Consider the following 23,965-nt stretch of genomic DNA (forward strand, 5'->3'; position numbering starts at 1 on the left):
TTTTTTACCAATTTTGCGCTCCGGCTAACATAATCTCCTCCTTTTTAAGATTTCCCCCCTTTCACCTGTCGTAATATCAGGTTATTACTACACTATGATTTGATACGAGCCAGGTGAGGATGAGAACGATGAAAAAATGGGCAGTAATTATCTCAGCAGTCGGTTTAGCGTTTGCGGTATCGGGTTGCAGCAGCGACTATGTCATGTCAACGAAAGATGGTCGTATGATCCTGACCGATGGCAAACCCGAAGTCGACGACGATACCGGTCTGGTGAGTTACCGCGATCGCGAAGGCAATCAAATGCAGATTAATCGCGACGAAGTCTCCCAGATCATCGAGCGTTAAACAGATAAAGGTCAGTAGCTTGCTGGCCTTTTTGATTTTTTCCTTCCCCTTTTGCCTTCCCTCTGCCATGTTTATATTCCTTTGTCGGGAGGTTCCTGACGCAGTCTGTATGTCTAAAAAAGGAAGCCGGCTATGCATTATCACCGTATCCCCCACAGCGCTCTGGAGATCAGCCAACTGGGGTTGGGCACCATGACATTTGGTGAACAAAACAGCGAAGCCGATGCCCATGCACAACTCGATTACGCCGTCAGCCAGGGCATTAACCTGATTGACGTGGCGGAGATGTACCCCGTTCCTCCCCGCCCGGAAACACAAGGTCTTACTGAAACGTATGTCGGCAACTGGCTGGCGAAACGCGGCAATCGCGAAAAGCTGGTCATCGCCTCCAAAGTCAGCGGCCCTTCCCGTAATAACGATGCCGGGATCCGCCCTAACCAGATCCTCGATCGCAAGAATATCCGTGCCGCGCTGGATGCCAGCCTTAAGCGCCTGCAAACCGACTATCTCGATCTTTATCAGGTGCACTGGCCGCAGCGTCCGACGAACTGCTTCGGTAAGCTTGGCTACACCTGGAAAGAAAGTGCTCCGGCCGTTACCCTGCTGGAAACGCTGGAAGCGCTCACGGAGTGCCAGCGGGCGGGTAAGATCCGCTACATCGGCGTTTCCAACGAGACGGCGTTTGGCGTGATGCGCTATCTGCATCTGGCTGATAAACACGACTTGCCGCGCATCGTGACCATTCAGAACCCGTACAGCCTGCTGAACCGCAGTTATGAAGTAGGTCTGGCGGAGGTGACGCAGTACGAAGAGGTGGAGCTGCTCGCCTACTCTTGCCTGGGCTTCGGTACCCTGACGGGCAAATACCTGAACGGCGCGAAACCGGCTGGCGCGCGTAACACCCTTTTCAGCCGCTTCACCCGCTATAGCGGCGAGCAGACGCAAAAAGCCGTTGCGGCCTACGTGGATATCGCGAAACGCTACGGACTCGATCCGGCGCAGATGGCGCTGGCCTTCGTGCGTCGTCAGCCGTTTGTGGCGAGTACCCTGCTCGGCGCAACGACGATGGATCAGTTGAAAACCAATATTGAGAGTTTCCATCTGAACCTGAGTGAAGAGGTATTAGCGGAGATTGAAGCGGTGCATCAGGTTTATACCTACCCGGCACCGTAATAAAAGCAAAACGGCAACGTGCGTTGCCGTTTTTAGGGTTTTCACCCTCTCCCCGTGGGAGAGGGCCGGGGTGAGGGCATCAGGCCGCACAATTCAACGACGACGCTGCCAGACCCACAGCCCGCTAATCGCCAGCGCGAACAGCGCGCCGAATCCTACCCCGATTGCCACGACCGGCGCACCTGCTTTTACCGCCAGCGAGTAAATTCCCAGCATCAGTAACATCGCCATGTTTTCACCAAAGTTTTGCACCGCAATGGCGTTACCCGCCCCAACGGTCTGCTTGCCGCGCTCCTGCAACAGCGCGTTTAGCGGCACCACAAAGAAACCGCCTAACATGCCGATCAGCAACAGCAGGACATAGGCCGGCAATAGGGCATGTTGCAGGGAGAAGAACAGAACGCCGACGCCAATCAGGATCCCCGCAGGCATGCAGCGGGCGACGGTTTCCAGCGTCACCAGTTTTGCCGCAGCCCCGGCCCCGACAACAATCCCGACGGCGACCATGGCATTCAGGTAAGTCGGCGTGGCGTTGTCAGTAATGCCCAGCGCCACCGGCACCCACAGCACCAGCAGGAAACGCAGCGTAACGCCGGCCCCCCAGAACATGCTGGTGCCCATCAGCGAGAAGCGTGTTTCACCGTTACGCCACAGTACGCGGCAGGCGTTGAAGAAGCTGCCGGTCATTGGCCCGAAGCGCCAGGATTGCCCCGGACGCGCCACGGCCAGTTTGGGGATAAACAGGTTGGCGATCACCGCGCCACCGTACATCAGGGCGCAGATGCCAAGTGCGGCGAGCACATGCCAGTCTGCCAGTACGCCTCCCGCCACCGAGCCCAGCAGAATAGCCGCAATGGTGGAGGACTCCATCAGGCCGTTGGCCTTCACCAGCTTATCACCGGTGGTGAGCTCACCCAGAATACCGTACTTCGCCGGGGAGTAGGCTGCCGCACCAATGCCCACCAGCGTGTAGCCGACAAACGGGTTGATACCAAAGCAGATACTTGCCGCGCCCAGAAGCTTAAGGCTGTTGGCAAACATCATGACACGACCTTTCGGGAAGCTGTCCGCCAACTGGCCGACAAACGGCGCAAATACGATGTAAGCACCCACAAACACCATCTGTAGGATCGGCTGGCTCCAGTCGGGATAAAACTCAGCTTTCAGCAATGCCAGCGTGGCAAACAGCAACGCGTTATCGCCGAACGCGGAAAGAAACTGGGCGGCGATAACCGCCATCATGCCTTTCGACCAGATTGAAGTGTTAGTGTGCACTGACTCACGCATTTTGCTGTTCCGCCTCTTCAACCATGCCCTTCAGGGTCACGAAATCGGGTTTACCGCTGCCCAACACCGGTAACTGTTTGAGGTAACGAATATCGCGGGGGACCGCCAGCTCGGGGATACCGTGTTCGCGCGCATACCTGAGCAGCGCGTCACGCTTCAGTTCACCGTCTGTCGTGAAGAGCACCAGCGCCTCGCCTTTACTGGCATCACTTTTCACCACGGTCGCATGCATTTTCTCCGCCGAGACGGCGGTCGCCAGCGTTTCGACCATTTCAAGAGAGACCATCTCCCCGGCGATTTTGGCGAAGCGTTTTGCACGTCCCTGGATCTGCACGAAGCCCTGATCGTCGAAGCGCACGATATCGCCCGTGTCGTACCAGCCCGTTTCAACCTCGCCATTGACGTTCTCGGCCGTCGGCGCCTCAAGCACGCCCGGGTTTTCCACACGCAGATAGCCGTTCATGACGTTCGGCCCTTTCAGCTGAAGACGTCCGCCATCTTCAATACCCGGCACCGCCAGCAGACGTGCGTCCAGCCCCGGCAGAATGCGGCCAACCGTTCCCGGTTTAGCCGCCATCGGAACGTTGATGGAGACCACCGGCGCGCACTCCGTCACGCCATAGCCTTCCAGAATGCGCAGGCCAAACTTGTCCTGCCAGATCTGGCGCGTGCTGTCCTGGAGTTTTTCCGCGCCCGCCACCACATAGCGTACGCGGAAGAAATCATACGGGTTGGCGAAGCGCGCGTAGTTACCGAGGAAGGTGGACGTCCCGAACAGCACCGTGCAGTTACGGTCATAAACCAGTTCCGGCACAATGCGGTAGTGCAGCGGGCTTGGGTAGAGGAACACCTCGGCACCGGTCAGCAGCGGCGTAAAGAGACCCACGGTCAGACCAAATGAGTGGAACAGCGGCAGCGCTGACATAAAGCGATCGTTGGCGGTAAAGTCAGCAATAGTTTTAATCTGTTCGACGTTCGCCAGAATGCTTTTGTGGCTGTGAACCACACCTTTCGGGTTACCTTCAGAGCCAGAGGTAAAGAGGATAATGGCATCATCTTCCGGCTGCTGCTTAACCTGCGCCAGACGCGGCATCAGCAGGTGCGCGAAAATCCACAGCTTGTCAGCGGTCGTGACGTCTGCTTTCAGATCTTCCAGGAACACCCAGCGCACCTGCGTCAGCTGTTCCGGCAGGTGCCACAGCTTGCCTTTATCCAGGAACTGGCGGGAGGTAAAGATTGTGTTGATTTGTGCTGCGGTAATCGCGCTGGAGAGCCCTTTCACGCCCGCCGTGTAGTTCATCATCGCCGGAATGCGGCCCCGGGACACGGCACCAAAGATTACCGCCGCGCTGATACCCGCGTTTGGCAGCATCAGGCCGATCTTTTCGCCCTGTTTACTGTACTTTTCCAGGATACGCCCGACAAACAGCGTTTTGGTCAACAGCTTACGGTAGGTATCCGGCGTAAAATTGATGTCTTCGATGCAGTTTTTCTTCGCACCGTAGCGATACTGCGCCGACAGCAACGATTCATACAGCGTTTCGCGCGGGCGAACGGCCATGCGCGCTTCCATCATAATCTGGTGCAGCATTTCCCCGGCGATTTTACGGCGGTCGCGCGCGCGCGGCGCCTCGGGCATCGGCAGTGACGTCGGCGGTAATATATGCAGCGTAATTTTCGGGAACAGACGCTGCTTCACCAGCCCTTTCAGACGGCTGAAAAAGGTCAGCTCAGCCCCGTCGATGCGTAGCGGCACGACGGTGGCCTGAGACTTCGCCGCGACAAAACCGGCCCCGTCGTAAATTTTCATCAGGGAGCCCGTCACTGAAATACGCCCTTCCGGGAAGATAACCACCGGGCGCCCCTGCCCAACCAGACGCACCAGATGTTTAATCATCATCGGTTTGGTTGGGTCGAGCGGGACAAAATCAATCAGCGGTTTGAGCCAGCGCATGTACCATTTTTCACTGATGGAGCTGTAAACCGCGAAGACGGGGCGCACGGGCAAAAACAGCGCCAGCAATACGCCATCAAGAAAAGAGACGTGATTCGGTGTGATAAGCACACGCTCGCCATAGAGTGCCTGCGTATCGCCAGTCACGCGGATGCGAAACAGGACACGAAACAGTGTGCGGAAGAACCCAAAAAGCATTTCAACTCCCTTTGCCAGCCAGTGTGAAAGGTATAAATGGTGGCAGATTACACGAGAAGTAGTGAGGGAGCGATAGCAAAAACAGAGGCGAAAAAAAACCTGCGCATCCGCGCAGGCTGGTGCAAGAGAAGAGTACGAAAACGTACCAGGAATTCTCACCAATCAATACCTCTGGGATCTTGATTGTGGCCTCCGGCGACAGGCTTCGCCAGCGGGAAAACGCAAGGGAATGAGCCGAAGTGCAACCAGGTGTGAATATTCTCTTTTGCTGTTACAGGTTGAACTTACAGGCAAAAAAAAACCTGCGTAAAACGCAGGTTGGTGTAAATCGTGTTAATCAACCGAAGTTGATTCCACCTATCAATACCTCTGGGATCTCGACTCTAGCAATTCACTACGCATCGTTGCTAACGGACAATCGCAACAGCCTGAGGCAAAGTGTAACTAAAGGTTCAGATTGACATTATTCAGACATGACTGGCCGTGTAACGATTACACCGCGAGGGATGTTCTGCTTCACGTTTGCAGAGGACGCTTACCCGCTCCCCTTGAATGCGCGCCGCTTTTCCGCAACACTAGTTAGTGTGTAAACGCTTACCCCTATAAGAAGGTATTGAATGGCGACAATTAAGGATGTGGCTCGTCTGGCCGGTGTTTCCGTCGCGACCGTCTCCCGCGTGATCAACAACTCCCCTAAAGCGAGTGATGCATCGCGCCAGGCCGTGCAGGACGCCATGGAAAACCTGAATTATCACCCTAACGCCAACGCGCGCGCCCTTGCCCAGCAGTCGACAGAAACCATCGGGCTGGTGGTCGGAGATGTATCCGATCCGTTTTTCGGTGCAATGGTCAAAGCCGTAGAACAAGTCTCTTATCACACCGGAAATTTCCTGCTGATTGGTAATGGCTACCACAATGAACAGAAAGAGCGCCAGGCCATTGAGCAGCTGATCCGTCATCGCTGTGCGGCGCTGGTGGTCCATGCAAAAATGATCCCCGACGCCGAACTGATCCATCTGATGAAACAGATGCCGGGGATGGTGATTATCAACCGTATTATTCCCGGTTTTGAAACCCGCTGCGTGGCGCTCGACGACCGTTACGGCGCATGGCTCGCAACCCGTCACCTGATCCAGCAGGGCCATACCCGCATTGGTTATCTGTGCTCCAACCACCCAATTTCCGATGCGGAAGATCGCCTTCAGGGCTATTACGACGCGCTGCGCGAAGCCGGTCTGCCGTGCAACGATCGTCTTGTGGCGTACGGAGAACCGGATGAGAGTGGCGGCGAGCAGGCGATGACGGAGCTGCTGGGCCGCGGGCGGAATTTCACCGCCGTGGCCAGCTATAACGACTCCATGGCCGCCGGCGCAATGGGCGTGCTGAATGATAACGGGATTGACGTCCCGGCAGAAATTTCGCTGATTGGCTTTGATGATGTGCTGGTATCGCGCTACGTGCGCCCTCGCCTGACCACCGTGCGCTACCCGATTGTGACCATGGCAACGCAGGCGGCAGAACTGGCATTAGCGCTGGCCGAGCATCGCCCGCCACCGGAAATTACCCACCTGTTCAGCCCAACCTTAGTGCGCCGTCACTCGGTGGTATCGCCCGCGGAAGCCGTGAGCGAACAGCGATAGAGATGGACGGTTTTATCCGGGTATTCCAGCGCATCGCCGATGTAGTGCCAGCCGTAACGTTCGTAGAAGTCGCGGCAGGCAGACCAGAGATGCAGCTCGTGATACCCGGCGCGTCGCGCGTAGCCGATAACATGCTGCTGAAGTTTTCCCGCCAGCCCGTTTCCCCGGGCGGCTTCATCGACATACAGCGCAGCCAGCCAGGGGTGGAGATCCTGCCGGGAAATTAAATCGCAACGCCATAACCCAACGGTGCCCAGCAGCTGGTCATCCTCAACGGCAATAAAGGTGAGCGGTAACTCGCCCGGCATGAGGCTGTGCTCGACAATGCTCTGGAAAAAGGCACGCGGCATACCTTCACCAAACGCGTTCCAGATCCAGTCGATCACCTGCTGTGTAAACTGCGGCGCAGCGTGAAGCGGCAGTATATTCACACCAGCTTCCCCTGGAAAAGGGGGACCGATTCAAAGAGATAGCCGTCAAAATCGGGCGCGTCTTCGTCTGACAGCTCAAGCAGGCTCTTTTTGACGTTTTCAAGATGCTGGAACATCGCCTGCCACGCCCCCATCACGTCGCGGCGGCGGAGCGCAGCGAGAATGGTTTGCCTGTCGCCGAGCCATTTCAGCCGCCAGGCGCGGCTGGCGATGTGGCCGTTGAACTGCTGCCACAGCGGGCTGCTGTCCATGTGATGCCAGACGCTTTCAACGGTCGCCAGCAGCATCTGGTTTTGTGTGGCCCCCGCCAGCACCAGGTGGAACATTTTGTTGTTGTCCTGGCTGCGATCGTCGGCGGCAATCGCCCGTTGCTCCTGCTCGATGATGCGGCGCAGGTTGTCGATATCCGCCCGCGTCGCCATTTTTGCGGCAAAGGCGGCAATGTTGCTTTCAAGCAGCTGACGCGCCTGGAGAATTTCAAACGGACCCACGTCACTGTTCAGAAAACGCTCTTCCTCGTTTTCATGCTCCTCCGGAATGCGCATCACGTACACGCCAGACCCCTGGCGAATATCCACCGTCCCCTGTAGCTCAAGCATCAGCAGCGCCTCGCGCACGATAGTGCGGCTCACGCCATACGTCTCGGCGATGTTGCGCTCCGGCGGCAGACGCGATCCCACGGGATAATGCCCCTGGATAATCTGCGCCCGTAAATCCTCGCCAATCTCCTGGTACTGTTTTTTTTCCGGCAGGATGACAGCCTTATCCACGTTTTCACCTGTGTTTTTCAGTTAATGCGCGGGCCGGACGTCCTCCCGGCCAGTTTGTGCGCTATTTTACCAGAAGGCTTACTTCCATTCATCGTCAACCCTGAGCGTCAGCACACGCTCATCGCGCAGCTGGCGAAACCAGGATGCCGATTTCTTTGCCCGCCGTGCGCGATGGTTTTCAAGGTCGATCTCAATAAGCCCGTAGCGGTTTTTAAACGCGTTCATCGGGGAGACGTTGTCGGTGAAGGCCCACAGCATATAGCCGTGGCAGTTAGCCCCCGCCTCCCGCGCCAGCAGCGTGTAATAAAGATGTTCGCTGAGAAACGCAATGCGGTACGCGTCATCGATAATGCCGTCGCGATTGCGAAATTGCGCTTCGTTCTCCACGCCCATCCCGCTTTCCGCTACAAACCAGTCAATGTTGCGATAGTCATTTTTAATCCGCATCGCCATGTCGTAAATAATGCGCGGGAAGATCTCCCAGCCGCGGGAGGTGTTCATCCTCCGCCCCGGCAGTTCGAACGGCTCGTAGTAGTACGCCGGGTGGAACGGCGTCTCCGGGTGCCAGGCGCGGGACGGGGCTTTGACGCGATGCGGGTAATAGAGGTTAATGCCCAGCTCGTCGACGGTGTTGTCGGCAATCAGCGCCAGCTCGTCAGCCGTGTATTCCCACTGCACCTGATGCTGCGCCAGCAGGGTAAAAAGCGCCTGCGGATAGCGCCCGTGCACCAGCGGGTCAAGAAAGACGCGGTTATAGAACAGATCGTACATCTCTGCCGCCCGCACGTCATGCGGCGCGCGCGAGCGCGGATAGGTCACTTCCGGGTTAAGAATACAGCCCACCGAGCCGTCATACCCTTTCTCGCGAAACAGCTTCACCACTTTCGCCGTCGCCAGCACCTTATGGTGGTTCCACTGCATCCAGGTGCTGGTGTTCTGCTCATAGGGCCAGCGCAGCGCGTCGAGGTAGACGCGCGTCTGGACCACAATCGGCTCGTTGAAGGTAAACCAGCGGGTGACTTTGCCGTGAAAGCGCTCAAACACCTTTTCCGCATAGCGAACGAACAGCTCGACGACGTGCTTCGACGCCCAGCCGCCGTAGGTCTCCAGCAGCACGCCCGGCAATTCGTAGTGTTCCAGGCAGATCATCGGCTCAATGCCCTGACGGTGCATTTCATCGAACAGCGCGTCGTAATAGGCGGCGTACTCTTCATCTACGGTGGCGTTTTCATAGTCGGTCAAAAAGCGCGACCAGTTGATCGAGGTGCGATAGTGCGTCAGTCCCGCCTGCTTCATCAGCGCCACGTCTTCGCGAAAGCGATTGATAAAGTCGGTTGCCACCGCCGGGCCGTAGCCGTTGTGCCAGACGTGACGATCGTTCTTGTACCAGAGATCGATCCACGAATCCTGCCCCGGCTTTTTGCCGCTCCAGCCCTCGGTCTGCCAGGCCGATGCCGCCGCGCCCAGCATAAAATCTGGCGGTATGGTTATCTGTTTTATGCTCATCCTGTCCTCATGCGTTATCGGTGGCTTGTTGCAGTGCGGCCTGATCTGCGCGGCGTGAGGCAATTTTCACAAACGGCAGATAGATGATCACCGCAGTCACGATGCAGATAAACTGGGTGATCACCGCCCCCATGGAGCCCGCGGTTGACAGCCAGGCGTTGATCAGCGGCGGCGTGGTCCAGGGCACCATCACCACGGCTTTCCCGGCAAATCCGGTCACGGTGGCAAAGTAGCCAATCGAGCCCGTCACCAGCGGCGTGATGATGAACGGGATAGCCAGGATCGGGTTGAGCATGACTGGCATCCCGAAGATCACCGGCTCGTTGATGTTAAACAGGCCAGGACCGATGGAGAGCTTGGCGATCTCCTTCATCTCTTTGCGTTTGGTGGCAATCATCACCGCGATCAGCAGACCGATAGTGAGCCCTGAGCCGCCAATGCTCATATACACATCCCAGAACGGCATGGTGATGATGTTTGGCACCTCTTTGCCCTGCTCGAACGCGCTCATGTTGACAGTGATTGCCCCCAGCAGCAGCGGCTCGCGGATCGGCTTGATCATCTGGTTGCCGTGAATACCAATCACCCAGAACAGCTGGGCGACAAACATCAGCAGCAGGATCCCCGGCAGGCTTTGCACCACGCGCTCCAGCGGCTGTTGCACCACCTGGTAAACCGCGTCGTAGAGATACATTCCGGTAACCCGATGAAACACGAAGCCAAAGGTGGCGATGGCGGTGGTGGTGATAATGGCCGGGATCAGCGCAGAGAACGACGCGGCGACATTCGGCGGCACCGTGTCCGGCATCCTGATTTTCAGCCCCTTGCGGTTTTCCAGCCAGCAGTAAATCTCCACTGACAGGATGGCGATAAACATGCCGAGGAACAGGCTGCGGGTATCCGAGAACTGGCGCAGCAGCACGTCTTTCACCACGTGCATCTCGCCGTCCACCAGCATTTCCACCGTGGTCGGCGTCACGCAGATAAAGCAGATCACCGCCAGCAGGCCGGGGAACAGGGACTTAATGCCGTTAATACGCCCCAGCTCAATGCCGATTAAAAACACCGCGCCGATGTTGAGAAAGTTGAGCGTGGCATAGTTCAGCGCACTGGTGATCGGCTTTAACGCCGCCAGAAACGACAGCGACTGAAAGCTCGCCAGGCCGTTTTTCGGATCCAGCACCATATTGGAGATCAGTACCGAGAACGCCCCCACAATGATGACCGGCATTAAGGTAATAAACGCAGACTTAATCGCCTGGATATAGCGATAGCTGTTGAAGGTGGTGGCAAAACTGCCCAGAGCGTCGATCAGTTTTTCCTGAAATGCCATAGGGTAATACCTCAGTAAAAGGGCTTTTATTGAATAAGATGGACAGCCGGATACTATTGGTATGCCAAAAATAGCGTCCACAGGCGCTTTGTTCTGTGATTAAGCTCTCAATGAGGTAAGAGGTATTCCAGATTGCGATTTATCACCATTTTGGCATGCCAATGACAGGCATTTATCCCGCGGGCGAGGATCGTTACCGAAAAGCGTGATCGTTATGGGGTTTTGCCCTTCCCACGTCGCTTATGCGCCGGATGGTCTGTGTTAAACTGCAAACCATTACGTGGAAACAGGAATTTCGAATGGCAACAATGCTGGATGTCTCACTGCGTGCGGGCGTGTCGAAGGCCACCGTTTCGCGCGTGCTGAACGGCACAGGTCAGGTTAAAGAGAGCACGCGTCAGCAGGTATTTCGCGCGATGGAGGAGCTGGGCTATCGTCCGAACTTTCTCGCGCGTTCGCTGGCTAACCAGACCAGCAACAGCATTGGTCTGGTCGTCTCGACGTTCGACGGTTTTTACTTTGGTCGTTTGCTACAGCAGGCGTCACGGCAGACCGAAAAGCACGGAAAACAGCTGATTGTTACCGACGGTCACGACGCCCCTGAGCAGGAAGAACAGGCGGTCCAGATGCTCGCCGATCGCAAGTGCGACGCCATCGTGCTGTATACGCGTTACATGAGCGAAAAGACGATCCTGAAGCTGATCAACAGCGTGCAGACGCCGCTGGTGATCATTAACCGTGAAGTGAGCCAGGCGGCGGATCGCTGCGTCTTCTTTGAACAGCAGGACGCAGCCTTCAAAGCGGTGGATTACCTGATAAGCCAGGGCCACCGGGAGATCGCCTGTATCACCGTCCCGATCCACACGCCAACGGGTAAAGCGCGACTGATGGGCTACCGTAAGGCGCTGGAGAAGCACGGTATTCGTCTCGACGAGCGGCGGATTAAATACGGCGATGCAGGCATGACGCGGGGTTACGAGCTGTGCAAGGAGCTGATTGCGGAAAAGACATCGTTCAGCGCCCTGTTTGCCTGTAACGATGATATGGCCCTGGGCGCCTCCAAAGCATTACACCAGGCCGGGCTGAAGATCCCGCAGGATATTTCGCTGTTTGGTTTTGACGATGCCCCCAGCGCAAAGTGGCTGGAGCCTGCCCTGTCGTCGGTGTATCTGCCGATCGACAACATGATCGTCACGGCGATCGACCAGGCGATCCGGCTGGCAAAAAACCAGCCGGTTGAAGCGATCCCGCCGTTCACCGGCACGCTGGTGTTACGCGATTCGGTGACGACGGGGCCCTGGTTTAATCAGACCAGCTCTAACGCCAGCAGCTCCTGAATGGTCTGGCGACGGCGAATCAGCCGCGCCACGCCGTTATCAAACAATACTTCCGGCAGCAGCGGGCGGCTATTGTAGTTGGAAGACATAGACGCCCCGTACGCACCGGTATCATGCAGCACCAGATAATCTCCCGGTTTTACCTCTGGCAGCGAACGGGTTTCGACTTTCCCGCCTTCCTGCTGAGTAAAGACGTCACCGGATTCACACAGCGGGCCGGCAACAACGGTCTCGATGCGCGGGGCGTTGACCAGATCGCGGCCATCGGCGGCAAGCGCGGTGATGTGATGATAACTGCCGTACATGGACGGGCGCATCAGGTCGTTGAAGCCAGCATCAATCAGCACAAAGTGACAGCTTCCCATCTCCTTCACGCTCCGCACCTGCGCCACCAGCACGCCGGCCTCGGCAACCAGGAAACGACCCGGCTCAATCTCCAGCTTCACCGCATGGCCCAGATGGGCGGCGATGCTGTCACGCGCGGCGCTCCACAGGCCGTAATAGTGATCCGTGTCGATCGCCTCTTCCCCTTCGCGGTAAGGAATCGAAAGCCCTCCCCCGGCGGAGATCGCCTCCAGATCCTGACCAAAATCGATAACCTGACGCACCATAGCGCCACAGACCTGCTCAAGATGGCCGTAATCCACGCCGGACCCGATATGCATGTGAATGCCCACCAGCTTGAGGTTGTAGCGTTGTAAAACCTCCAGCGCCGCAGGCATATCGGCATACCAGATCCCGTGCTTGCTGTTTTCGCCCCCGGTGTTGGTTTTCTGACTGTGACCGTGACCAAAGCCCGGGTTGATGCGCAGCCAGACGCGATGGCCAGGAGAGACCTGCCCAAGCTGTTCCAGCATATCCACCGAACCGGCATTGACCGGGATTTGCAGCTCGTGCACGCGCGCCAGCGTGGCGTCGTCAATCAGGTCAGCGGTGAAGACGATCGCGTCGCTGTCGGCTTTCGGATCAAACCCGGCCGCCAGCGCACGTTCGATTTCACCCAGCGATACGGAGTCAACCTTCACGCCCTGCTCGCGCATCAGGCGCAGAATATGAATATTGGAGCAGGCCTTCTGCGCAAAACGCACCACATCAAACTGATGCAGCGCGGCGATCTTCTCGCGCACAATCTGCGCATCGTAGACCCACACCGGGCAGCCGAATTCGGCAGGCAGGCGCAGCAGGTTATCGGCGTTTAAATCGGTCTCAGTCTGGTTGAGTGGGCGTGGCATGGTCGTCTCCGGAAATCTGTTTTTTATCATTACGCCATAGCCTGAAGAGAATAAAAAATATCGTTTTATCGTGAGTCTATGCAAAAATGATATGGACTACGCTCAGCCATCAGGTGCCCTATGCCCGCCGTTAACCTACGCCATATCGAGATTTTTCATGCGGTAATGACCACCGGCAATCTCACTGAAGCCGCGCACATGCTGCACACCTCGCAGCCGACGGTCAGCCGCGAGCTGGCGCGTTTTGAGAAAGTGCTGGGGCTGAAGCTGTTTGAACGCACCCGCGGCCGGCTACATCCAACGGTGCAGGGTTTACGCCTGTTTGAGGAGGTTCAGCGCTCCTGGTACGGGCTGGACAGGATCGTGAGCGCGGCAGAGAGCCTGAGGGAGTTCCGCCAGGGCGAGCTGTCCATCGTCTGCCTGCCAGTCTTTTCCCAGTCATTCCTGCCGGTACTGTTACAGCCGTTTCTGGCCCGCTATCCGGAGGTCAGCCTGACCATCGTGCCGCAGGAGTCGCCGCTGCTGGAGGAGTGGCTTTCGGCCCAGCGCCACGATCTGGGTCTGACCGAAACCCTCGTCACGCCAGCGGGAACGGAACGCACGGAGCTGCTGTCGCTGGATGAGGTCTGCGTGCTACCTGCCAGCCACCCGCTTGCCCACAAAGCGGAGCTGACGCCGGCGGATTTTCACGGTGAGAACTATATCAGCCTGTCGCAGACCGACAGCTACCGGCAGCTTCTGGATGGCCTGTTTGCCGAACATCAGGTGAAGCGGCGGATGGTGATGGAAACGCACAGTGCGGCGTCTATTTGCGCGATGGTGCGCGCGGGCGTGGGTATTTCGGTGGTGAACCCGCTCACGGCCATGGACTACGCCAGCAGCGGCGTGGTTCTGCGCCGTTTTAGCGTTTCCGTTCCCTTTACCGTGAGCCTGATCCGCCCGCTGCACCGGCCCGCCTCAGCGCTGGTTGATGCGTTTAGTGAACACCTGATTGCGCACGCGCGTCAGGTGGCGCTTCGCTTACCTGACCTGCAAAAACCACTATGACAGCATAAACTCCACCGCATCGGCGGCATGGATGGCGGCGGTATCGAAGACCGGTATCGGGCTTTGGTCTGCCGGCACCAGCAGGCCAATTTCGGTACAGCCGAAGATGACCCCTTCCGCCCCCTGCTGCGCCAGTTTCTCAATCACGCTGACATACCATGCGCGCGACGTTTCGCTGAAGGTGCCCAGACACAGCTCATCAAAAATAATCTGGTTAATGCGCGCCCGGTCGGCCTCTTCGGGGATCAGGCTTTCAATCCCGAACTGGCTGTTCAGCCGCCCGCGGTAAAAATCCTGCTCCATGGTGTAGCGCGTCCCCAGCAGCGCCACGCGCGTCATGCCGGCGGCACGTATGGCACGCCCGGTGGCATCCGCGATATGTAAGAACGGCAGCGAACAGCGGTCTTCAATGTGCGACGCCACCTTATGCATGGTGTTGGTACACAGCAGAATACCCTGCGCGCCCGCACGCTCCAGCCCGAGCGCGGCGTCCGCCAGCATCTGCCCGGCTTTGTCCCACTCCCCGCTCGACTGGCAGGCTTCTATTTCATGGAAATCCACGCTGTGCAGCAGCAGGCTGGCCGAATGCAGACCGCCCAGACGCTGTTTGACACCTTCATTAATCAGGCGGTAGTACGGGATCGTTGATTCCCAGCTCATGCCCCCTAACAGACCGATCGTTTTCATCTTTCCTCCTGTGCGTTTCACCCAGTGAAGCAAACTTGTGATCGCCTTTCCAGTTATTTGGCTAAACGTTTCCTTTTCGCCGCGGGTGAGATAAATTAATTGAAACAATGTTTCATTACATAACAGGGCGAAAATATGTTTATTTTCCATAAAGAGACCACGCTTGAGGATCTGGGCAACGGCGTGACGCGTCGTATTCTGGCGCACGACGGCAGGATGATGGCGGTGGAAGTGAATTTCGAGCAAGGCGCGATTGGCCCGATGCATAACCACCCGCATGAGCAGCTCACCTACGTTCTCTCGGGGGAGTTTGAGTTCACCATCGGCGAGGAGAAGCATGTGGTGATGGCGGGCGACACCCTTTATAAAGCGCCGCACGTGATGCACGGCTGCGTTTGCCTGAAACCCGGCACCCTGCTGGATACCTTTACGCCGGTTCGCGAAGATTTCCTGAAATAAAAAAAGGCGCTCAGTTGAGCGCCTTTTTTGAAGTTATTCCGTAACCGGCTCAGGAAGTTGTTCCGGCAGCGGGTTGCGGGTGCTCATTGCCTCGCGCAGCAGCACGCTGCCACAGGCGAACAGTCCACCCAGAATACACGCCAGCAGCACGATCAGGGCTTTGCCCGGGCCATCTTTTTTCACCGGCATAGAAGGTGAAAGCTGGTATTTGAACGGCTCCAGGCTCACATCTTCGAAGGAAAGTTTTTGCAGCTGTGCCAGATAGTATTCGCGGTTCTGGAAATCGGCGTTCAGCTCAGAAACATCCTTCAGATTTTTTTCAATCTGCAATTTCTGCGCAATCCCGTCCGCACCGAGGGCGACGGAATAATCCGGATCGTCTTTCACCGCCTGTCCATTGCTGTAGACCGGCTTTTTGATCCCTGCCGCGTTCGCCACTTCCAGCGAGTAGTTCAGGCGTTGCAGGTTGGTATTATGGATATTTGTCAGACGGACCCGATCCAGCTCCAGCTGCTGCTGAACCGTTTTGGTTCTCAGGATCAGCTGATCGCGAATGTTTTGCATGGTCTCCTGCTCGACGATGCGGGAGATGTACTGAATGTAACCATTCAACACTTTCTGCGCGTCCTCTGCCGTTGGGGCAGTGAAGCTTAACGTCCAGGAGAGGTACGGTGCTTTATCGGCATTTTTTTCCTGCGTGTTATCAACAGCCTTCATCTTTTCGGCAATATTGACCACCGCGCGGTGCAGCTCCAGCGGGTCAACCTGAGCGCCATCGAGCTGAGCCATCACGTAAGGTGAGCTCTTCATGTACTCTTCAAGCAGAGACTGGGACTGAAACTTTTTGATAAACAGATTAAACACATCCGCACGGGTAATTTTCACGTCGACATCAAGCACCTGGAGCGCCACCATCATCTGGCGCAGCGAACTCCACTGCGTCTGTTCCGCGGGCGTAATGACCGCTTTACTGGTCCATTTTTGCGGTATCAGAAAAGCGATTGCCAGGCCGACCAGTGCAAATGCAAAGACAATGGTGATGATGCGTTTTTTTGCTGCCAGCAGGACGTCCAGCAGACCCAGAAGATCTATTTCTTTAGCGCTGACCGCCGGGGGAGCATAGTGAGGAAAATTGAGATCCGTATGTTTTTTGAAATCCATCGCTGACATAACTGTTCTTCTTTTAAGGATGCAGTGAAATTCTGCCTGACTGGTTCCGGTGTAACAAATCATACAAGAATGTAAGAATTATCTGAATGACGAATTGGTACATCTGTAGACCTGCTATCAGATCTGGTAGTTAGCCACGCTGCGTGACTATTGTTATTCCTGCTCCCCTTTTGCTTCATTATCTCTTCCTCATGGGCCGCGGCGAACGTCCATGGAAAGTCAAAAATGCCACCTCCCTCACTATATTGAAACAGCGTTTCGACGCCGATCACATTTCCACCATTAAGCGAATGACGCAGAAATAAATCGCAATAATATAAAATAAAACGATGTTTTAGTATCCAAGAACACCGGTTCAGCTCTTTTGAAACCAGAAGCGCTTACAGCATGAAGAAAGACAAAAAAGCGTTAAAAAACAAACGTAGGTTTTGCCGTTGCCAGACGTTGCACCCTGAATTTCAGCTCCCATGCCGCGCATCGCAGGCCCGGGAAAATGTAACAAAGCAGATTTCGTATTAAACCATTGATTGCCAGGTAGGTATGTATGAATGAAAACAAGCTGCTGGGGCTCGCATGGATATCACCCTATATCATCGGGCTGATAATCTTTACGGCATTCCCCTTCGTCTCATCGTTTTTCCTCAGCTTTACGGATTACGATTTGATGAGTCCGCCGGTGTTTAACGGCATCGAAAACTATCGCTACATGTTTACCGAAGACACGCTCTTCTGGAAATCCATGGGCGTGACCTTTGCCTATGTATTTTTAACCATCCCGTTAAAGCTCGCCTTTGCATTAGGAATTGCCTTTGTCCTGAACTTTAAATTACGCGGCATCGGCTTTTTCCGAACGGCCTACTATATTCCGTCGATCCTCGGCAGCTCCGTCGCCATTGCCGTACTGTGGCGCGCCTTATTTGCCATTGATGGTCTGCTGAACAGCTTTATCGGTGTATTTGGCTTTGATCCGGTGAACTGGCTGGGCGAGCCGTCGCTGGCGCTGATGTCCGTTACCCTGCTGCGCGTCTGGCAGTTCGGTTCCGCGATGGTCATCTTCCTGGCCGCGCTGCAAAACGTACCGCAGTCCCAGTATGAAGCGGCAATGATCGATGGCGCATCGAAATGGCAGATGTTCATGAAGGTGACCGTGCCGCTGATTACGCCGGTGATCTTCTTCAACTTCATCATGCAGACCACGCAGGCGTTCCAGGAATTTACCGGGCCGTACGTCATTACCGGCGGCGGGCCAACCTATTCGACCTATCTGTTCTCGCTCTACATCTACGACACCGCGTTCAAGTATTTCGATATGGGCTATGGCGCGGCGCTGGCGTGGATCCTGTTCCTGGTGGTGGCCGTCTTCGCCGGTATCGCCTTTAAGTCGTCGAAATACTGGGTGTTCTACTCCGCCGATAAAGGAGGCAAAAATGGCTGATATTCAACAACTCTCCACGGCAAGAAGCGTCGCCGAACGCGAAGTGGCCCGCACGCTGCGCAGAGAGAAAATCAACGCCTCCGTTCGCTATGTGATCCTGCTGGTTGTCGGCCTGCTGATGCTTTACCCGCTGGTGTGGATGTTCTCCGCGTCGTTCAAACCGAACCACGAGATCTTCACCACACTGAGCCTGTGGCCAGCCCACGCCACCTGGGATGGTTTCGTGAACGGCTGGAAAACCGGCACCGAGTACAACTTCGGCCATTACATGCTGAATACCTTTAAGTATGTGATCCCGAAAGTGATCCTGACCATTATCTCCTCCACCATCGTGGCGTACGGCTTTGCCCGCTTCGAGATCCCGTGGAAGAAGTTCTGGTTCGCCACGCTCATCACCACCATGCTGCTGCCCAGCACCGTGCTGCTGATCCCGCAGTACCTCATGTTCCGTGAAATGGGCATGCTCAACAGCTATATGCCGCTGTACCTGCCGCTGGCCTTCGCCACTCAGGGGTTCTTCGTCTTCATGCTGATCCAGTTCCTGCGCGGCGTCCCGCGTGACATGGAAGAGGCGGCGCAGATTGACGGCTGTAACTCCTTCCAGGTGCTGTGGTACGTGGTGGTACCGATCCTGAAACCGGCCATTATCTCCGTCGCCCTGTTCCAGTTCATGTGGTCCATGAACGACTTTATCGGGCCGCTGATTTACGTCTACAGCGTGGATAAATACCCCATCGCACTGGCGCTGAAAATGTCCATCGACGTCACCGAAGGCGCGCCGTGGAACGAAATTCTGGCAATGGCGAGCATCTCCATTCTGCCATCCATCATTGTCTTCTTCCTGGCACAGCGCTACTTCGTACAGGGCGTCACCAGCAGCGGAATTAAAGGTTAAGAGGGAAATACCATGGCTGAAGTTATTTTCAACAAGCTGGAAAAGGTCTACTCCAACGGCTTTAAAGCGGTACACGCTATCGATCTTAAAATTGCTGAAGGGGAATTCATGGTGATCGTCGGCCCATCCGGCTGCGCCAAATCCACGACCCTGCGCATGCTGGCGGGGCTGGAAACCATCAGTGGCGGCGAGGTGCGCATCGGCGACAAGATCGTGAACAACCTCGCGCCGAAAGAGCGCGGTATTGCAATGGTGTTCCAGAACTACGCCCTCTATCCGCACATGACGGTGCGCGAGAATCTGGCCTTTGGTCTCAAGCTGAGCAAACTGCCGAAAGATCAGATTGAGTCTCAGGTGAATGAAGCCGCCAAAATTCTTGAGCTGGAAGAGCTGCTCGACCGCCTGCCGCGCCAGCTTTCCGGCGGCCAGGCGCAGCGCGTGGCGGTAGGCCGTGCGATTGTGAAAAAGCCGGATGTGTTCCTGTTCGATGAGCCGCTTTCAAACCTCGACGCCAAACTGCGCGCTTCGATGCGTATCCGTATTTCTGACCTGCACAAGCAGTTGAAGAAGTCAGGAAAACCGGCGACCACCGTTTACGTGACCCACGACCAGACCGAAGCGATGACCATGGGCGACCGCATCTGCGTGATGAAGCTCGGCCATATCATGCAGGTGGACACGCCGGACAACCTCTACCACAAGCCGAAGAACATGTTCGTGGCGGGCTTTATCGGCGCGCCGGAGATGAATATACGCAAAAGCGTGCTGGTCGAAAAAGCGGGCCAGCTGCACATCGCCATTGGCGATGAAACCATGCCGCTGAACGCGGAGAAGCAGGAGAAAGTCGCGGCTTACGCGGGTCAGGAGATCTTCTACGGCGTGCGCCCGGAATTTGTGTCGCTCTCTGATGAGCCCTTCCCGAATGGCGGCTGTAGCGGGGAGATGGTGCGCGTGGAGAACATGGGCCACGAATTCTTTGTGTACCTGAAGGTCGCGGACTACGAACTGACCGCCCGAATCCCGTCCGATGAAGCTAAGCCAATGATTGATAAAGGGCTTCATCGTAAGGTGTATTTCACGTTTGAGATGAACAAGTGTCATATTTTTGACGCAAAAACTGAACAGAACCTCTCTCTCTGATGGAGTGATAAAAATGAAAAAAGTGCTTTTAAGCGCAGCAATCTCCGCGACCCTGGGCCTTACCGCTTTGCCATCGATGGCGCAGAATGTGGATTTACGGATGTCCTGGTGGGGCGGCAATGGCCGTCACCAGGTCACTCTGAAAGCGCTGGAAGAGTTCCATAAGCAGAACCCGGACATCAACGTAAAAGCGGAATACACCGGCTGGGACGGTCACCTCTCCCGTCTGACCACCCAGATTGCGGGCGGCACCGAGCCGGACGTGATGCAGACCAACTGGAACTGGCTGCCGATCTTCTCCAAAACCGGTGACGGCTTCTACGATCTGAACAAGATGAAGGACGTGATCGACCTGTCGCAGTTCGATCCCAAAGAGCTGCAAACCACCACCGTGGACGGCAAGCTGAACGGCATTCCGATCTCGGTGACGGCGCGCGTGTTCTACTTCAATGACGAAACCTGGAAAAAAGCGGGTATTGCGTACCCGAAAACCTGGGACGAGCTGATGGCGGCCGGTAAAACCTTCGAGAGCAAGCTCGGCAAGCAATACTACCCGGTGATCCTGGAGCACCAGGATACGCTGGCGCTGCTGAATTCGTACATGATCCAGAAGTACAACATTCCTGCGGTGGATGAGAAAACCAAAAAGTTCAGCTACACAAAGGAACAGTGGGTGGAGTTTTTCCAGACCTACAAAAAGCTGATCGACAGCCACGTCATGCCGGACACCAAATACTATGCCTCGTTCGGTAAGAGCAACATGTATGAGATGAAGCCGTGGATCCAGGGTGAATGGGGCGGCACCTACATGTGGAACTCCACCATCAACAAATATTCCGACAACCTGAAGCCACCGGCGAAACTGGAGCTGGGCAGCTACCCAATGCTGCCGGGCGCCACCGACGCGGGTCTGTTCTTCAAACCGGCGCAGATGCTGTCGATTGGTAAGACGACCAAAAACCCGGAAGCGGCAGCGAAGCTGATTAACTTCCTGCTCAACAGCAAAGAAGGGGTTGATACGCTGGGTCTTGAGCGCGGCGTGCCGTTGAGCAAAGTGGCGGTGCAGTATCTGACCGAAGACGGCACCATTAAAGAGGACGATCCATCCGTGGCGGGCCTGCGCCTGGCGCAGTCGCTGCCGGCGAAACTCACCGTCTCGCCATACTTTGACGACCCACAGATTGTGGCGCAGTTCGGTACCTCTTTGCAGTATATCGACTACGGGCAGAAAACCGTGGAAGAGACGGCCGCTGACTTCCAGCGTCAGGCGGAGCGTATTTTGAGACGTGCGATGCGGTAAACACAAAGCCGGGTGGCGGCTACGCCTTACCCGGCCTACAGGCTATCGTAGGCCAGGTAAGGCGTAGCCGCCACCCGGCAATGACATTACACGCCGATATTACGTAGTTTCTCCCCTCTCATCAGCTTGCGTTCAATATGCTCCAGGGTCACGCCTTTGGTTTCCGGAATCAGCCAGAAGGTCACGCCGATAAATGCCACGTTCAGCACCGTATAGAGCCAGAAGGTGCCTGCCGCGCCAATCGCATCCAGCAGCGTCAGGAAGGTCGCGCCAATGATCATGTTCGACACCCAGTTGGTGGTGGTGGAACAGGTGATACCAAAGTCACGGCATTTCAGCGGCTGAATTTCAGAGCACAGGATCCACACCACCGGCGCGGCGCTCATCGCGTAACCGGCGATGCACATCATGGTCATGCCGACGGAGAGCCAGGAGAGGCCGCTTGACGCCGTGCCGTTATCGAACTGCATCAGGCAGTAGCCGAGTATTAAGGTGCCGAGCGCCATCACGCTAAAGCCAATTTTCAGGGCCGGTTTACGTCCGGCCTTATCAACGGTGAACACCGCGATAAAGGTGGCGAACATAAAGGTCAGCCCTACCACCAGCGTGGCGATCATCTGCTGTTCGGTGGTGGTAAAACCGGCCATTTTAAAGATGCGTGGGGCGTAATACATGATGATGTTCATCCCCGTGAACTGCTGCATCGCCTGTAACAGCATGCCGAGGAACACCGCGCGGCGCACGTTGCGGTTTGCCTTAAACAGCGACCAGCCGCCCTGCTTCAGCTTCAGGCTCTCGCGGATTTCGTTCAGCTCTTCACGCGCTTTTTCAGACGTGTCGCGCAGCATGCGCAGCACCTCTTCCGCCTCCACGTGACGCCCTTTTTGCGCCAGCCAGCGCGGGCTGTTCGGCAGGAAAATGACTAACACAATCAGCAGCACCGCAGGCAGCGCCAGCACGCCAAGCATTGCCCGCCAGTTGCCGCTGTAGCTGAAGTATGTATCCGACAGGAACGCCAGCACGATACCGAGCGTCACCATCAGCTGGTACATGCTGATCATCTTCCCGCGCACGTTTTCGCTCGCCATTTCGGAGAGGTAAAGCGGCGCGGTGTAGGACGCGATACCCACCGCCACGCCCAGCAGCACGCGGGAGAGCAGCAGCACCTCAACGTTGATGGCAAACGCCGAGCCAATGGAACCGGCAACAAACAGGATCGCCCCAACCATCAGGCTGTATTTGCGCCCGAGACGGAACGACAGCCAGCCGTTAAACAGTGCGCCGATGGCCGCACCCAGCATCATGCTGCTCACCACCCACTCTTGCAGGCGGTTGCTTAACGTAAAGTGGTCGGTAATAAAGGGCAGTGCGCCAGCGATAACGCCGATATCCAGACCAAACAGTAAACCGGCTACGGCGGCCGCAACAGAAACAAACTGGTTCATGCGTCGGGTATCGCGCAGCGCAGCGGGCATAAGGGTAGAGTCATTTACAGATGTCATAGTTTCCTGCCTCAACAGCGAAATTCGTTAAGTGAAATTACGAGATACCGGAAGAAAGTGTCAGGCCGGAACTGGTGAAGATATGGATTATTTCGCTACGACATACCGATCTGTGATGGACATTACAATTTCAAATCAGGGTGGTTTAACCTTATTTTTTATTAATTAGTTAATATTTAAGCAATAAATGTGTGATACCTGTCATTCATTCCTTTTCAGTATGGATTTTTCATCTTTAAGGATATGGATAAAGCCAATTTTGGCGCAAAAAAAACCTCCACCCGAGGGCAGAGGTTCTTTATTCGGGCTGAATTATCGTGCCAGCCAGCCGCCGTCAACGGCAACGGTGTAGCCGTTAATATAATCCGAAGCCGGGGACGCCAGGAACACAACCGGGCCCATCAGATCGCTCGGCAGACCCCAGCGACCCGCTGGAATACGCTCCAGGATTGCCGCGCTGCGCTCTTCATCCGCACGCAGCTGCTGGGTATTGTTGGTGGCCATGTAGCCCGGCGCAATCGCGTTGACGTTGATGTTGTGCTGCGCCCACTCGTTCGCCAGCAGACGGGTCACGCCCATCACGGCACTCTTCGATGCGGTGTAAGACGGCACGCGGATGCCGCCCTGGAAAGAGAGCATGGAGGCAATATTGATGATCTTGCCCCCTTTCCCCTGGGCGATGAAGTGCTTCGCAGCCGCCTGGGACATAAAGAACACGCTCTTGATGTTCAGATTCATCACGTCGTCCCAGTCCGTTTCGCTGAAGTTAATCGCGTCTTCACGACGGATCAGGCCGGCGTTGTTGACCAGAATATCGATATGCCCAAACTCCGCCACCGCGCGATCCAGCAGCTCAGGGATCGCATCGATTTTGCGCAGGTCCGCGGTCAGGCTCAGGAAACGGCGGCCCAGTGCGGTAACGCGCTCGATGGTTTCCGTTGGCTCAACGATGTTAATCCCGACGATATCGCAGCCCGCTTCAGCCAGACCTAACGCCATACCCTGCCCCAGCCCGGTGTCACAACCGGAAACCACAGCCACTTTACCTTGCAGAGAAAATGCATCCAGAATCATGTTTATTCCTTAATCGTTCAGCGCCTGTCAGCAACAGGCAGATATATA

At 56.0% G+C, this 23,965-nt stretch carries 21 protein-coding genes; 10 read left to right on the plus strand and 11 right to left on the minus strand.

The window, feature by feature from the left end; genetic code table 11:
- Positions 1–128 precede the first annotated feature (128 nt).
- On the plus strand, positions 129–347 hold the full coding sequence (locus L463_RS01330; RefSeq protein ID WP_003862794.1) for a YgdI/YgdR family lipoprotein: 219 nt from the start codon (positions 129–131) through the stop codon (positions 345–347).
- 132 nt (positions 348–479) lie between these two features.
- Entirely contained in the window at positions 480–1,520 is a 1,041-nt protein-coding gene (locus L463_RS01325) for an NADP(H)-dependent aldo-keto reductase (protein ID WP_032102917.1), read from the plus strand.
- 93 nt (positions 1,521–1,613) lie between these two features.
- Here L463_RS01325 and lplT read toward each other — a convergent pair whose 3' ends face one another.
- On the minus strand, positions 1,614–2,807 hold the full coding sequence (gene lplT / locus L463_RS01320) for a lysophospholipid transporter LplT (RefSeq protein ID WP_032102918.1): 1,194 nt from the start codon (positions 2,805–2,807) through the stop codon (positions 1,614–1,616).
- Positions 2,800–4,959, minus strand: coding sequence for a bifunctional acyl-ACP--phospholipid O-acyltransferase/long-chain-fatty-acid--ACP ligase (aas, locus tag L463_RS01315; RefSeq protein ID WP_032102920.1), 2,160 nt, complete (start codon positions 4,957–4,959; stop codon positions 2,800–2,802). Before aas ends, lplT begins: the two co-directional genes overlap by 8 nt.
- A 617-nt stretch (positions 4,960–5,576) precedes the next feature.
- On the opposite strand from aas, the gene galR reads away from it, so the two are divergent.
- Positions 5,577–6,599 carry an HTH-type transcriptional regulator GalR gene (gene galR, locus L463_RS01310; RefSeq protein ID WP_003862806.1) on the plus strand — a complete coding sequence of 341 codons (1,023 nt, stop codon included), beginning with the start codon at positions 5,577–5,579 and terminating at the stop codon, positions 6,597–6,599.
- On the opposite strand, the gene L463_RS01305 is transcribed toward galR, so the two are convergent.
- The 4 genes from L463_RS01305 to L463_RS01290 form a co-directional block, all read right to left on the minus strand.
- Entirely contained in the window at positions 6,554–7,030 is a 477-nt protein-coding gene (locus L463_RS01305) for a GNAT family N-acetyltransferase (RefSeq protein ID WP_023314773.1), read from the minus strand. The genes galR and L463_RS01305 overlap by 46 nt on opposite strands.
- On the minus strand, positions 7,027–7,800 hold the full coding sequence (locus tag L463_RS01300; RefSeq protein ID WP_003862809.1) for a GntR family transcriptional regulator: 774 nt from the start codon (positions 7,798–7,800) through the stop codon (positions 7,027–7,029). Before L463_RS01300 ends, L463_RS01305 begins: the two co-directional genes overlap by 4 nt.
- A gap of 78 nt (positions 7,801–7,878) precedes the next feature.
- On the minus strand, positions 7,879–9,306 hold the full coding sequence (locus L463_RS01295; RefSeq protein ID WP_032102922.1) for a glycoside hydrolase family 1 protein: 1,428 nt from the start codon (positions 9,304–9,306) through the stop codon (positions 7,879–7,881).
- Positions 9,307–9,313: 7 nt separating this feature from the next.
- Positions 9,314–10,639 carry a PTS sugar transporter subunit IIC gene (locus L463_RS01290; RefSeq protein ID WP_032102923.1) on the minus strand — a complete coding sequence of 442 codons (1,326 nt, stop codon included), beginning with the start codon at positions 10,637–10,639 and terminating at the stop codon, positions 9,314–9,316.
- 299 nt (positions 10,640–10,938) lie between these two features.
- Between L463_RS01290 and L463_RS01285 the strand changes: the two genes are divergently transcribed.
- Positions 10,939–11,976 (plus strand): LacI family DNA-binding transcriptional regulator, encoded by a 1,038-nt coding sequence (locus L463_RS01285; protein ID WP_003862814.1) that lies wholly within the window; start codon positions 10,939–10,941, stop codon positions 11,974–11,976.
- Here L463_RS01285 and lysA read toward each other — a convergent pair.
- The gene (gene lysA / locus L463_RS01280; protein WP_032673316.1) at positions 11,946–13,208 is read right to left on the minus strand and encodes a diaminopimelate decarboxylase; all 1,263 of its coding nucleotides are present in this window, start codon (positions 13,206–13,208) and stop codon (positions 11,946–11,948) included. The genes L463_RS01285 and lysA overlap by 31 nt on opposite strands.
- Before the next feature lie 120 nt (positions 13,209–13,328).
- Between lysA and L463_RS01275 the strand changes: the two genes are divergently transcribed.
- A complete protein-coding gene (locus tag L463_RS01275) occupies positions 13,329–14,255 on the plus strand; it encodes a LysR family transcriptional regulator (protein ID WP_017692726.1) in 927 nt (308 codons plus the stop codon).
- Here L463_RS01275 and L463_RS01270 read toward each other — a convergent pair.
- Positions 14,250–14,942 carry an aspartate/glutamate racemase gene (locus L463_RS01270; protein WP_017382858.1) on the minus strand — a complete coding sequence of 231 codons (693 nt, stop codon included), beginning with the start codon at positions 14,940–14,942 and terminating at the stop codon, positions 14,250–14,252. The two genes, L463_RS01275 and L463_RS01270, sit on opposite strands and share 6 nt — an antisense overlap.
- Before the next feature lie 135 nt (positions 14,943–15,077).
- On the opposite strand from L463_RS01270, the gene L463_RS01265 reads away from it, so the two are divergent.
- Complete coding sequence (locus L463_RS01265) at positions 15,078–15,401, plus strand: cupin domain-containing protein (protein ID WP_015571763.1); 324 nt, start codon at positions 15,078–15,080, stop codon at positions 15,399–15,401.
- Positions 15,402–15,434: 33 nt separating this feature from the next.
- On the opposite strand, the gene wzz(fepE) is transcribed toward L463_RS01265, so the two are convergent.
- Entirely contained in the window at positions 15,435–16,571 is a 1,137-nt protein-coding gene (gene wzz(fepE), locus L463_RS01260) for an LPS O-antigen length regulator Wzz(fepE) (protein WP_017382859.1), read from the minus strand.
- A gap of 544 nt (positions 16,572–17,115) precedes the next feature.
- On the opposite strand from wzz(fepE), the gene L463_RS01255 reads away from it, so the two are divergent.
- From L463_RS01255 to L463_RS01240, 4 genes are read left to right on the plus strand one after another with little or no spacing between them, the layout of a single operon-like run.
- Positions 17,116–18,006, plus strand: coding sequence for a carbohydrate ABC transporter permease (locus tag L463_RS01255; protein ID WP_023304356.1), 891 nt, complete (start codon positions 17,116–17,118; stop codon positions 18,004–18,006).
- Positions 17,999–18,901, plus strand: coding sequence for a carbohydrate ABC transporter permease (locus L463_RS01250; RefSeq protein ID WP_017692724.1), 903 nt, complete (start codon positions 17,999–18,001; stop codon positions 18,899–18,901). Before L463_RS01255 ends, L463_RS01250 begins: the two co-directional genes overlap by 8 nt.
- A gap of 12 nt (positions 18,902–18,913) precedes the next feature.
- Entirely contained in the window at positions 18,914–20,041 is a 1,128-nt protein-coding gene (locus tag L463_RS01245; RefSeq protein ID WP_023295369.1) for an ABC transporter ATP-binding protein, read from the plus strand.
- Positions 20,042–20,054: 13 nt separating this feature from the next.
- Positions 20,055–21,341 (plus strand): ABC transporter substrate-binding protein, encoded by a 1,287-nt coding sequence (locus L463_RS01240; protein WP_017382862.1) that lies wholly within the window; start codon positions 20,055–20,057, stop codon positions 21,339–21,341.
- An 86-nt stretch (positions 21,342–21,427) separates the two neighbouring features.
- Here the strand turns inward: L463_RS01240 and L463_RS01235 are convergent, their stop codons facing one another.
- Both L463_RS01235 and kduD read right to left on the minus strand, forming a co-directional pair.
- Positions 21,428–22,843, minus strand: a complete 1,416-nt coding sequence (locus L463_RS01235) for an arabinose-proton symporter AraE (RefSeq protein WP_023295370.1) — start codon at positions 22,841–22,843, stop codon at positions 21,428–21,430.
- A 312-nt stretch (positions 22,844–23,155) separates the two neighbouring features.
- Positions 23,156–23,917: a 2-dehydro-3-deoxy-D-gluconate 5-dehydrogenase KduD gene (gene kduD, locus L463_RS01230; protein WP_003862835.1), complete on the minus strand. Its 762-nt coding sequence runs from the start codon at positions 23,915–23,917 to the stop codon at positions 23,156–23,158.
- Positions 23,918–23,965: the final 48 nt, after the last annotated feature.

The sequence above is a fragment of the Enterobacter sp. BIDMC 27 genome, from assembly GCF_000534415.1.
GTDB lineage: Bacteria > Pseudomonadota > Gammaproteobacteria > Enterobacterales > Enterobacteriaceae > Enterobacter > Enterobacter hormaechei_C.

What these genes read in the sequence shown, in the direction of transcription:
- L463_RS01295 (WP_032102922.1), bottom strand. Translation starts at nt 9,306, where the DNA reads ATGAGCATAAAACAGATAACCATACCGCCAGATTTTATGCTGGGCGCG.
- L463_RS01285 (WP_003862814.1), top strand. Translation starts at nt 10,939, where the DNA reads ATGGCAACAATGCTGGATGTCTCACTGCGTGCGGGCGTGTCGAAGGCC.
- L463_RS01240 (WP_017382862.1), top strand. Translation starts at nt 20,055, where the DNA reads ATGAAAAAAGTGCTTTTAAGCGCAGCAATCTCCGCGACCCTGGGCCTT.
- L463_RS01255 (WP_023304356.1), top strand. Translation starts at nt 17,116, where the DNA reads ATGAATGAAAACAAGCTGCTGGGGCTCGCATGGATATCACCCTATATC.
- L463_RS01275 (WP_017692726.1), top strand. Translation starts at nt 13,329, where the DNA reads ATGCCCGCCGTTAACCTACGCCATATCGAGATTTTTCATGCGGTAATG.
- aas (WP_032102920.1), bottom strand. Translation starts at nt 4,959, where the DNA reads ATGCTTTTTGGGTTCTTCCGCACACTGTTTCGTGTCCTGTTTCGCATC.
- L463_RS01245 (WP_023295369.1), top strand. Translation starts at nt 18,914, where the DNA reads ATGGCTGAAGTTATTTTCAACAAGCTGGAAAAGGTCTACTCCAACGGC.
- kduD (WP_003862835.1), bottom strand. Translation starts at nt 23,917, where the DNA reads ATGATTCTGGATGCATTTTCTCTGCAAGGTAAAGTGGCTGTGGTTTCC.
- galR (WP_003862806.1), top strand. Translation starts at nt 5,577, where the DNA reads ATGGCGACAATTAAGGATGTGGCTCGTCTGGCCGGTGTTTCCGTCGCG.
- L463_RS01250 (WP_017692724.1), top strand. Translation starts at nt 17,999, where the DNA reads ATGGCTGATATTCAACAACTCTCCACGGCAAGAAGCGTCGCCGAACGC.
- L463_RS01265 (WP_015571763.1), top strand. Translation starts at nt 15,078, where the DNA reads ATGTTTATTTTCCATAAAGAGACCACGCTTGAGGATCTGGGCAACGGC.
- L463_RS01270 (WP_017382858.1), bottom strand. Translation starts at nt 14,942, where the DNA reads ATGAAAACGATCGGTCTGTTAGGGGGCATGAGCTGGGAATCAACGATC.
- L463_RS01290 (WP_032102923.1), bottom strand. Translation starts at nt 10,639, where the DNA reads ATGGCATTTCAGGAAAAACTGATCGACGCTCTGGGCAGTTTTGCCACC.
- L463_RS01235 (WP_023295370.1), bottom strand. Translation starts at nt 22,843, where the DNA reads ATGACATCTGTAAATGACTCTACCCTTATGCCCGCTGCGCTGCGCGAT.
- L463_RS01325 (WP_032102917.1), top strand. Translation starts at nt 480, where the DNA reads ATGCATTATCACCGTATCCCCCACAGCGCTCTGGAGATCAGCCAACTG.
- L463_RS01330 (WP_003862794.1), top strand. Translation starts at nt 129, where the DNA reads ATGAAAAAATGGGCAGTAATTATCTCAGCAGTCGGTTTAGCGTTTGCG.
- lplT (WP_032102918.1), bottom strand. Translation starts at nt 2,807, where the DNA reads ATGCGTGAGTCAGTGCACACTAACACTTCAATCTGGTCGAAAGGCATG.
- lysA (WP_032673316.1), bottom strand. Translation starts at nt 13,208, where the DNA reads ATGCCACGCCCACTCAACCAGACTGAGACCGATTTAAACGCCGATAAC.